This window comes from Sporosarcina sp. ZBG7A (genome assembly GCF_000813425.1).
Lineage (GTDB): Bacteria > Bacillota > Bacilli > Bacillales_A > Planococcaceae > Sporosarcina.
This window is the reverse complement of record NZ_JWIB01000058.1, coordinates 1-9,965: the sequence shown is the minus strand read 5'-3', so window position 1 is coordinate 9,965 and position 9,965 is coordinate 1. Positions and strand designations below refer to the sequence as shown.

General features: G+C 41.5%; 14 protein-coding genes. 13 read left to right on the top strand and 1 reads right to left on the bottom strand.

Going from position 1 to position 9,965, the window contains the following annotated elements; translation table 11 throughout:
- A partial coding sequence (locus RL70_RS18260) for a hypothetical protein (RefSeq protein ID WP_231567293.1) occupies positions 1-221 on the top strand: 221 nt, incomplete at its 5' end.
- On the opposite strand, the gene RL70_RS16250 is transcribed toward RL70_RS18260, so the two are convergent.
- Positions 198-998, bottom strand: a complete 801-nt coding sequence (locus tag RL70_RS16250; protein WP_039044446.1) for a histidinol-phosphatase HisJ family protein — start codon at positions 996-998, stop codon at positions 198-200. The genes RL70_RS18260 and RL70_RS16250 overlap by 24 nt on opposite strands.
- Before the next feature lie 99 nt (positions 999-1,097).
- Between RL70_RS16250 and RL70_RS16245 the strand changes: the two genes are divergently transcribed.
- The 12 genes from RL70_RS16245 to rlmN all read left to right on the top strand — a co-directional run bounded on the left by RL70_RS16245 (position 1,098) and on the right by rlmN (position 9,912).
- Entirely contained in the window at positions 1,098-2,048 is a 951-nt protein-coding gene (locus RL70_RS16245; RefSeq protein WP_039044445.1) for an ATP phosphoribosyltransferase regulatory subunit, read from the top strand.
- A gap of 18 nt (positions 2,049-2,066) precedes the next feature.
- Positions 2,067-2,720, top strand: a complete 654-nt coding sequence (gene hisG / locus RL70_RS16240; protein ID WP_039044444.1) for an ATP phosphoribosyltransferase — start codon at positions 2,067-2,069, stop codon at positions 2,718-2,720.
- On the top strand, positions 2,698-3,975 hold the full coding sequence (hisD, locus tag RL70_RS16235) for a histidinol dehydrogenase (RefSeq protein WP_039044443.1): 1,278 nt from the start codon (positions 2,698-2,700) through the stop codon (positions 3,973-3,975). Before hisG ends, hisD begins: the two co-directional genes overlap by 23 nt.
- Positions 3,972-4,553: an imidazoleglycerol-phosphate dehydratase HisB gene (gene hisB / locus RL70_RS16230; protein WP_039044442.1), complete on the top strand. Its 582-nt coding sequence runs from the start codon at positions 3,972-3,974 to the stop codon at positions 4,551-4,553. Before hisD ends, hisB begins: the two co-directional genes overlap by 4 nt.
- A gap of 26 nt (positions 4,554-4,579) precedes the next feature.
- Positions 4,580-5,290, top strand: coding sequence for a 1-(5-phosphoribosyl)-5-[(5-phosphoribosylamino)methylideneamino]imidazole-4-carboxamide isomerase (gene hisA / locus RL70_RS16225; RefSeq protein WP_039044441.1), 711 nt, complete (start codon positions 4,580-4,582; stop codon positions 5,288-5,290).
- On the top strand, positions 5,291-6,043 hold the full coding sequence (gene hisF, locus RL70_RS16220) for an imidazole glycerol phosphate synthase subunit HisF (protein ID WP_039044440.1): 753 nt from the start codon (positions 5,291-5,293) through the stop codon (positions 6,041-6,043).
- Positions 6,024-6,662, top strand: coding sequence for a bifunctional phosphoribosyl-AMP cyclohydrolase/phosphoribosyl-ATP diphosphatase HisIE (gene hisIE, locus RL70_RS16215; RefSeq protein WP_369795253.1), 639 nt, complete (start codon positions 6,024-6,026; stop codon positions 6,660-6,662). The genes hisF and hisIE overlap by 20 nt, the downstream gene beginning before the upstream one ends.
- The gene (gene hisC, locus RL70_RS16210) at positions 6,659-7,729 is read left to right on the top strand and encodes a histidinol-phosphate transaminase (RefSeq protein WP_039044438.1); all 1,071 of its coding nucleotides are present in this window, start codon (positions 6,659-6,661) and stop codon (positions 7,727-7,729) included. The genes hisIE and hisC overlap by 4 nt, the downstream gene beginning before the upstream one ends.
- 86 nt (positions 7,730-7,815) lie before the next feature.
- Positions 7,816-8,157: a zinc ribbon domain-containing protein YjdM gene (locus tag RL70_RS16205; protein ID WP_039044437.1), complete on the top strand. Its 342-nt coding sequence runs from the start codon at positions 7,816-7,818 to the stop codon at positions 8,155-8,157.
- Between the two features lie 3 nt (positions 8,158-8,160).
- Complete coding sequence (locus RL70_RS16200; protein ID WP_039044436.1) at positions 8,161-8,349, top strand: hypothetical protein; 189 nt, start codon at positions 8,161-8,163, stop codon at positions 8,347-8,349.
- A 124-nt stretch (positions 8,350-8,473) separates the two neighbouring features.
- A complete protein-coding gene (locus tag RL70_RS16195; protein ID WP_039044435.1) occupies positions 8,474-8,656 on the top strand; it encodes a hypothetical protein in 183 nt (60 codons plus the stop codon).
- A 191-nt stretch (positions 8,657-8,847) separates the two neighbouring features.
- Positions 8,848-9,912, top strand: a complete 1,065-nt coding sequence (gene rlmN / locus RL70_RS16190) for a 23S rRNA (adenine(2503)-C(2))-methyltransferase RlmN (protein ID WP_039044434.1) — start codon at positions 8,848-8,850, stop codon at positions 9,910-9,912.
- The last annotated feature ends 53 nt before the right edge of the window (positions 9,913-9,965 follow it).

Genomic DNA, 9,965 nt, shown 5'->3' with positions numbered 1-9,965 from the left:
GTGTTTTGAAGACCCCGCAGAAGCGAAGCGACGAGGAGGCTGAGGGCAAGCCCCCGGAAAGCGCCCGTCCGGAACGGAGATCAACGGCCAGTTATTCTTCCTTTTCAGATTTAACGTTGCAAAAAGACAAAAGGAATGGAAAGAAATCAATTCGATTCCCAACCCTTTTGTGTAAAGTTTGGAAGGTCCTTTTCTATTTAACGAAGCAAATGTTCAATTGAATGGAATTGAGGTTCTCCTTTCTCATATGTCGCAATGAAGCGGAATCCGATATGTGAAGCGAGTTGCAAACTCTTTCGAATGTCGAAACCAACATCGGTCGGTCTGTGTGCATCGGAACCGATTGTTAAGATTTCACCTCCACAGGATTTGTACAGTTCAAGGATATCCGTGCTCGGCATGGCAGTGGATAGCCCATAGCGCACACCGGACGTATTAATCTCTATCCCTTTCCCACGAGGAATGATTTCAGAAAAGATTTCTTTCAAGCACTCATGAAAATCCTGTGAAGGTGCTTTTTGAGCGTATCGTTTTATGAGATCCACGTGGCCCAAAACACTGTAGGTATCAAACTTACGTATACAACGAAGCAACTCCTGATAATAGGCATCATATGAATCATCAATCGTTCGATTCTCAAAAATAGCTCCAAAGTGTAAATCTTGTTTTTTAACAGTATGAAGCGAACAAATAACAAAGTCGAACTCCTCTTCTTGAATTAGCTTTGTGTACTTATCAAGTAGATGAGGCTGAACTCCAATTTCCACACCACGCTTCACTTGAATTTCACTTCCGTAACGGTCTTGTAATTGTGCAATTGCCTCTTTGTAGGTTTGTTGATTAAAATCGAAGATAAAATTTTTATCAGGATATTCATAGTCCACATGATCTGTAAAACAAATTTCAGTAAGTCCTTTTTGAATAGCAGCACGAACCATTTCCTCTGGAGGTGCGTCACAATCGGCTGAAAATGAGGTATGCATATGATAATCAAACATTTATATCAAACTCCTTTTTGATTGACATTTCTTAATTATCTATTTATAGTACTAGATAACTTCATCGTAGTAAAGTGATAAAGTGAAAGAGGTGGTTGTTTGAGAAATTTATTTCAATCGGCTGAAGAGGAGTGCGAATTACGAGAAGTCTTTTGGGATTCCTTTTCACCGAACGGATATCGTGAAGTCAATTTACCAGTTTTAGAGAGTTACGAAACATATGAATCCCTCCAAACCACTCAAAGTCGCAAAAGTCTTCTGAAGTTAATCGACCATACTGGAGACATTTTAGTATTGCGGCCAGACGTGACAATTCCGCTAATGCGAGAACTTGCATCGTCCTATAAAAACTTAGATAAAGAAATTCGTTGCTGGTATATACAATCTGTGTTCCGTCAGACGGATGATTTAACGATTCCAACTGAACGCAGGCAAGCAGGAATTGAGTTATTTAGTAACCAATCCGCTGAAAATGACGCAGAAGTGATTGTCCTCGCCTGTCGGGCACTCACTGAATTAGGACTAAATGATTTTAAAATTGAACTTGGTCATGCGGGAATTCTATCTGAACTGAATCGGATTCTTCTATTGACTGCAGAGGAACAGCTGCAAGTGAAATCTTTTATTCAAATGAAAAACAGCAGTGGGCTAGCTGATTTTCTTAAGCAAAATAATACGGATGAAACAATTAGAGAATGGCTTCTTGAAACTGTTTTTTCATATGGGGATGCACCATCTGTTTTCAAGCGGTTTCGAGAGTATTCTATGAACCATCAAATGACTGCTATTATGCAGCATATGGAAGCTGTGTATGAACTAATCGTTGAATCAGGCTATGAAAATCACGTGACAATCGACCTCGGTATGGTCAACGACATGGACTATTATTCAGGAATCCAATTTCAAGGATTCAGTAACGCTATCGGAAAGCCACTGCTAATGGGTGGTCGATATGATGAGGTAAGCCGAAAGTTTAATGCACAATTACCAGCGGTTGGATTCGCCTTTGATGTGGAAGCGATTTTTTTAGCTAAAAAATACTGGGATTAAGGCGGGAGATGAAAGATTATGGTGCCAATGAAAATCGCAGTCGCTAAAGGTAGAATTGCAGAAAAAGCGAGAGAGCTTTTGTCTGAAGGAGGGGTCGCTTTCCCCGATACGCTGTACGATGAACGGAAATTGGTCATTACGAGTATAAGTGGGGATTACCAACTATTGTTTGTCAAAGCAGCAGATGTTCCGACTTACGTGGAAAAAGGTGCAGCTGATATTGGAATCGTTGGGAAAGATACGATTATGGAAGATGGCAAAGACGTCTATGAGCTGCAAGATTTAGCATTCGGTAAATGTCAGCTAGTGGTTGCTGGGTTCCCCGATAGTTTCCCTGCAGATACGAAATCACTTTCTGTTGCCACTAAATATCCCGCGATTGCAAAAACCTATTTCGATCAAGCAGGAATTCGGACAGAAATCAGCCGTTTGAATGGATCGATTGAACTTGCACCGATTGCTGGCCTATCAGACGTCATTGTCGATATCGTCGAAACGGGCTCGACACTAAGAGATAACGGTTTGGTTGTCTTACGTGAAATCGCAAAAGTGAGTACGCGTGTCATCGTGAATAAAGCCAGTTATGCAACGAAAACAGCAGAAGTTAAAACGTGTATTGAACTTTTGAAGAAGGGAGTGGACGAACGACGTGCAGATTATCACAACGCGTGACCAAATCACCCAGAGGATGGCCCGCCGGACGTCCGCTTTGTCCGTTGAAGAAACAGTTAGAACAATAATCCACCGCGTCAAACAATTTCAAGATGCTGAACTGCTAGCGCTAACTGAACGGTTTGACGGGGTTACGATACAAACACTCCAAGTGTCAAAACAAGAGATTTTGGATGCTTATCAAAAAGTTTCCTCTTCATTACTTCAGGCAATGAAAGACGCAAAAGAACGCATTCAACGTTTTCATGAACAGCAGAAAGAGGAAAGCTGGCGTATTGAACCCGAAGAAGGGGTCTATCTTGGACAGCAAGTTCGTCCACTCGCATCTGCGGGGATATACATTCCTGGAGGGAAAGCATCGTATCCATCTACAGTTTTGATGAACGCAGTTCCTGCAAAAATAGCAGGTGTGAAGCGGCTCGTTCTCACCACTCCGCCGCAAGCCAATGGATCCGTTAATGCGGCAGTTTTAGTTGCTGCGGATCTATGCGGAGTCGATGAGATTTACAAGGTTGGAGGAGCACAAGCGATTGCAGCGCTAGCATACGGTACGGAGTCAATCCAACCCGTACTCAAAATTACAGGTCCAGGAAATGCTTATGTGGCCATTGCGAAGAAGCTCGTGTTTGGTGATGTATCCATCGATATGATTGCAGGTCCGAGTGAAGTTTGTATATGGGCAGACAAACATTCAAATCTTAAATTTGTCGCTGCGGATTTATTAGCTCAAGCTGAACACGATGAAGACGCATCGGCGTGTTGTTTAGTACCTTCTATACAGATAGCTGAAGCACTATCTATAGAAGTCTATCGGCAATTGGAACTTATGGATAGAATGGATATCGCCAAAAAGTCTATCCAAGCAAATGGCTGGATTGCGGTTGTCGAATCTGAAAACGAAGCGATTGACATTATAAATGAACTCGCACCTGAGCATTTAGAAATTATGACAGCCAATCCTGAGAACAGACTGAATGATATTGAAAATGCAGGTGCTATTTTTATCGGAGCTTACTCACCGGAAGCACTGGGCGATTATATGGCAGGACCGAATCATACGCTGCCGACGAGTGGAACTGCAAAATTCTCATCGCCTTTAGGTGTGTATGATTTCATGAAAAAGACGAGCATTATCCGCTATAAGAAGGAAGCACTTGAACAAGTCTCTGATGCAATTATCGAACTTGCAAAAACCGAGCAACTTAATGGCCATGCACAAGCCATTCGAGTTCGGACACAGGAGGAATCAGAATGAGGACTTCGACAATTGAACGGAAAACCGCTGAAACAGATATCAGAATGAAGTTAGCGTTAGATGGGGCAGGAAAGAGTGACATCGATACAGGAGTTGGGTTTCTCGATCACATGCTCGTTCTTGCGACTATGCACGGTGGCCTAGACTTGCAAATAACGTGTAAGGGGGATCTAGAAACTGACCAACATCATAGTGTGGAGGATGTTGGAATTGCTCTAGGAGCAGCATTTAAAGAAGCACTTGGGACCAAAGAGAGTATTGAACGCTATGCATCTGAAACAGTTCCCATGGATGAAGCCTTAGCTACAGTATCTCTAGATATTAGCGGACGGTCGTTTCTTGTTTACAATGTACCAGGCTTAAAAGAAAAAATAGGGGTGTTCGATACTGAACTAGCTGAAGAGTTCTTTCTAGCATTTACTCGCCATGCGGGTGTGACGCTACATATCAATTTACAGTACGGAAAAAACAGTCATCATATTTTAGAATCCATCTTCAAAGGATTTGGCCGCGCAATACGTATTGCAGTTGCAAAAAATGACCGACAAGGAATTCCATCGACAAAAGGTAGTTTGTAACGAATAGATGAAAGGAGAGAGCGGTAATGATCTTATTTCCAGCGATTGATATTCAAAATGGGAAATGTGTTCGGTTAGTGCAAGGGGATTTCAATAAGGAGACGGTCTATCATGATTCCCCAATCGAAATTGGTAAGCAGTGGCATGCACAGGGTGCAACATGGCTCCACGTCGTAGATTTGGATGGTGCGAAAACAGGGAAATCCATCAACCGTGATGCAATTATTGAGCTTGTAAACTCCGTACAACTACCAGTTCAAGTCGGTGGTGGGATTCGTTCCATTGAAGCCATTGAAGATTATTTAACAAATAGTGTTGAACGTGTCATTCTCGGAACTTCCGCTATTAATAATCCTACAATGCTGCAACAAGCGATTACTAGATTCGGTAAACAAATCGCTGTTTCAATTGATGCTAAAAATGGAATTCCGACAATCGCCGGATGGACAGAAGACGCAAAGACGGATGTCTCTTCATTAGTTAAAAAATTAGAGCAAGTGGGTGTACAAACTATTATCTATACAGACATCGCGAAAGATGGGATGCTCGCTGGACCTAATTTTGAAGAACTTCAAAACTTACAGAACGAAACGAAAATGGATATCATCGCCTCAGGTGGAGTTACGACTGTTGGAGATATTGAGAAACTACAGCAAGAATCCCTATATGGAGCCATTGTTGGAAAAGCAATTTATGAAAACGAAACACGATTCCGAAAAATGATGGAGGTCCTATAAATGACAAAACGAAAAATAATTGCGTGCTTAGATATTGACAATAAACGCGTGGTAAAAGGGAAGAAGTTTCAAGATGTAAAAGAGCTTGCGGATCCACTAGAACTCGCAAAAAAATATGAAGCGGAAGGTGCGGATGAATTAGTATTTTATGATATCTCTGCTTCCGTTCAACAACGTGGCATGTTTTTAGATTTGATTCGCCAAATTGGTGAAAGCATTGAAATTCCTTTCATCGTTGGCGGTGGGATTCAAACACTTTCGGATGTGGAACTGGCAATTGAAGCTGGAGCGGACAAAGTATCTATTAATAGTGGAGCCTTGAAGAATCCTGATTTACTTCGTGAAGCATCTGAACGTTATGGTTCCAGCAGAATCATATTGTCCATGGATGCGAGTCAATCTGAATCTGGACAATGGACCGTATTTGCAAAAGCAGGTATGGAAGATACGAGAATAGATGCACTCGAATGGGCGAAAAAAGGAGCTCAGCTGGGTGCTGGAGAGATTGTACTAAACTGTATCGATGAAGACGGGATGAGAAATGGCTATAACCTTGAACTTACTAAGCTTGTGGCAGATTCTGTATCGATTCCAGTTGTTGCAAGCGGGGGAGCAGGCAGTGCAGAGCACATCCGTGATGTGTTTGAACAAACTCAGGCACAATCAGCATTAGTTGCATCCATCTTGCACTTTGATATCGTATCGCTATCTGATTTGAAGGGAGCGGCGAGGGGTGTTTCAAGTGAACGGTGAAAATATCCGTTATAACAGTGAAGGCTTAGTTCCCGCTATCATTCAAGACGCGCAGACTGGCACAGTCCTAATGCTTGGGTACATGAATGAAGAATCTCTTCAGAAGACGATGGATACGGGGGAAACCTGGTTTTATAGTCGGTCGCGAAAAGAGCTATGGAACAAAGGAGCAACGTCTGGCAATCGGCAAATTGTGAAACAGCTGGATATCGATTGCGATCAAGACACGATTTTAGTCCAAGTTGAAGCACAGGGACCCGCTTGTCATTTAGGAACCGACTCGTGCTTTTCTAGAGAAGATTCTGAAGACATCCGAAACAGAAGAACCATCATTCAACAAGTTGCGAAGCAAATACAGAATAGAAAAAACAACCCTAAAGAAGGTGCGTATACAACCTATCTCTTCCGTGAAGGAATCGATAAAATCTTGAAAAAAGTAGGAGAGGAAACAACAGAAGTAGTAATTGGTGCTAAGAACAATGATTTGAATGAAACGGCGAACGAACTTGCGGATTTGACCTATCACATTCTTGTTTTGATGGAAGAATTAGGTCTTTCGATTGAAGATGTAAAATCTGTATTGAAGTCTCGGAGAATGGAGGAGGAGGGAAGTCAGTGAATGAGCTATGGAGCGACATGGTCCGAAGAACTGAGCCTTACACACCAGGCGAACAAGCGAATGGAGAAGGTTGGATTAAGTTAAACACCAATGAAAATCCTTATCGGCCAAGTCCGATGGTGTTTGAAGCATTGCAACATGCACTCACATCGGATCTGCGTAAATATCCCGAGTCCGATCCAGAAAAGCTTCGAGTCGCTCTTGCTGACTTGCATGACGTGTCTGCGGATCAAGTATTCATCGGAAATGGATCGGATGAAGTACTGGCATTTTCGTTCATGGCGTTCTTTACACCAGACAAAACGATTAGATTCCCTGCGATCACCTATTCGTTTTATCCAACATACGCAGCACTCTTTAATATTCCATATGAACCCATTCCTCTTCAGGAAGACTTTGCTTTGAATGCAGAAGCTTTTTATAAGTCAGAAGGGGGAGTAATCTTTCCGAATCCGAATGCACCTACAGGGATTGCCTTGCCGCTTGAAGCGCTTGAAAGGATTGTTAGCGACAATCAGGGACGGACCGTGATTATAGATGAAGCCTATATCGATTTTGGCGGAAAAACAGCGATTCCTTTAATCGAGCGATTCGACAACTTGCTGATTACCCGTACAATGTCAAAATCTCGTTCGTTAGCAGGACTTCGAATCGGTTATGCAATTGGCTCCACAACGATAATTGAAGCACTGAATCGTATTAAAAACTCGTTCAATTCCTACACAATTGATCAGTTAGCGCTAGCTGCTGGTGTTGCTTCTGTTAAGGATCCGGACTATTTTCACTCGACAGTTCAAGCAATAATTCGTACACGTGAACAATCGAGAAAAGTGTTCGAATCTGTAGGGTTCAAAGTTTTGCCTTCTACTGCGAATTTCTTATTCGTCCATCATCCAGATATTCCTGCTAAACAACTCCATAAAAGCTTAAAGGATAAACAAATCCTTGTTCGTCATTTTTCCAAGCCAGAGACTGAAGAATGGCTCCGTGTAACAATAGGTTCGGATGATGAAATGGGAAAGTTCTTTCAACAGTTGTTTGACTTAGTCAGTGCGTGGACTGATTGAGATCGACACATTGCCGTCTGAAATAGTTCTCCCGAGACTCCTTTTGTTTGGTATAGTGGAGTCAGATAGAGAATGGGGGAATTAGGATGACAGAGCAATTACCAAATTGTCCGCAATGTGGATCACCATATACGTATGAAGATGGATTGCAGTTAGTATGTCCAGAGTGTGCGTATGAGTGGACAGCGGGAGAAGAACTCGTTCAAACAGAACAATTGGATGTCAAAGATGCGAATGGAAATCCATTACAAGATGGAGATACCGTAACCGTCATCAAAGACTTGAAAGTAAAAGGCAGTTCATCTGTTTTGAAGATAGGCACGAAAGTAAAAGGAATTCGTCTTGTAGACGGAGACCATAACATTGACTGTAAAATTACAGGATTCGGCCCGATGAAACTCAAGTCTGAATTCGTCAAGAAGGGTTAAGGGATGATGAAACTATTTAACTCTAAAACAGTAGATATCGTGTTTGCAGTCTTACTTGGTTATTTTGCGTGGAATCGATATGCAGATGGTCATACAGGCGTCGCTATTCTTTTAGTCGTAGTCGCATTGCTAAATATTGTGGCATTCATTGCGAAGCTAAGAATCGAGAAGAAAGTTAATCAAAATAAGTGACTAACAGCAGCTCTAATATAGAGCGCTGTTTTTTTCTTTTATAGTAGGATGGAGAGTACAACGTCGTTTAGAAAATAACTTAAAAGGAAGAGATAATTATCGTGTAAAAAGAAGGGTGGTTGTTATGAAGAAAAAACTACTGTTTCGCATGCCATTTTTAGTGATCGGGGTTCTACTTGCAGTCATTCTCAACCAGTTCACACCACCACTAACTGAAGGGCAATATATGTGGTGGATAGTCGCCTACGTCATTATAGGGATCGTTGTTACTGAACTATTAAGGACAAGAAAAATCAAAAAGGATTGAATTCTGCATGTCTGACGTCTTCGCTGTTCTTTATGGACTTGATTAATTGCTTGGATTCCATCATCGACGCATGATTAAGTAGAAATCTGTTTTTTTCAACTAGGTCCATTATCTTGCATAGCTGTTGTGTCTTATTAAACAATCCTGTACAATGGACGGATGAAATGCATTATCTGAAATGAGGATGTCTAATGAAAAAATCAATATATGGTCTAACATTTGAACAACTTACGGATTGGCTTATAGAAAACGGACAAAAGAAATTCCGTGCGGCACAAGTATGGGATTGGTTATATAAAAAGCGGGTTACACAGTTTTCAGAGATGAAAAACATTAATAGTGACTGTGTGGAACTTCTGGAAGAAAACTATGTTATTCAGTCACTTGTGCAGGAAGTTAAACAAGAATCTGAAGACGGTACAATTAAGTTTCTATTTAAAATGCAAGATGGAAACCTCATTGAAACTGTATTGATGAAGTTCCCATATGGTCATTCAGTCTGTGTAACAACTCAAGTGGGCTGTAACATCGGGTGTAGCTTCTGCGCAAGTGGATTGTTGAAGAAGAACCGTGATTTGAACTCAGGAGAAATCGTTGAGCAAATCATGAACGTACAGCATCACTTGGATATGAAAGGCAATGAGGAGCGTGTAAGTCATATCGTAGTCATGGGTATCGGCGAACCATTTGATAACTACGATAACTTGATGAACTTCTTACGAGTTGTCAACGACCAGAAGGGCTTAATGATTGGTGCACGTCATATTACCGTGTCTACTAGTGGTCTAACTCCAAAAATCCGTGACTTTGCCAATGAAAACATCCAAATCAACTTGGCGGTTTCGTTGCATGCACCGAATAATGAGTTGCGTACACGGATCATGAAAATTAATCGGGCTTACCCGATTGAAAAATTGATGGATGCCATTGACTATTACTTAGAAACAACAAATCGTCGAATCACATTCGAGTACATCTTGTTGAATGATGTGAACGACCATGTCGCTGAAGCAGAGCAACTTGCAAAATTGCTCTATAACAAACGTCACTTGTCATATGTTAACTTGATACCTTATAATCCGGTGGATGAGCATGACCAGTATACGAGAAGTGAGACTGCGAATATTAAGAAGTTCTATGAAACGCTTAAGAAGAAGGGCATTAACTGCGGTGTACGTATGGAGCAAGGTACCGATATTGATGCGGCTTGTGGACAGTTACGTAGTAAGCAGATTAAGAAAGAAAAAGCAGTGTGATTTTGTTGTCCTGCATAAAAAAACAGAACGGGGTAGACTGACATAGTGATTTG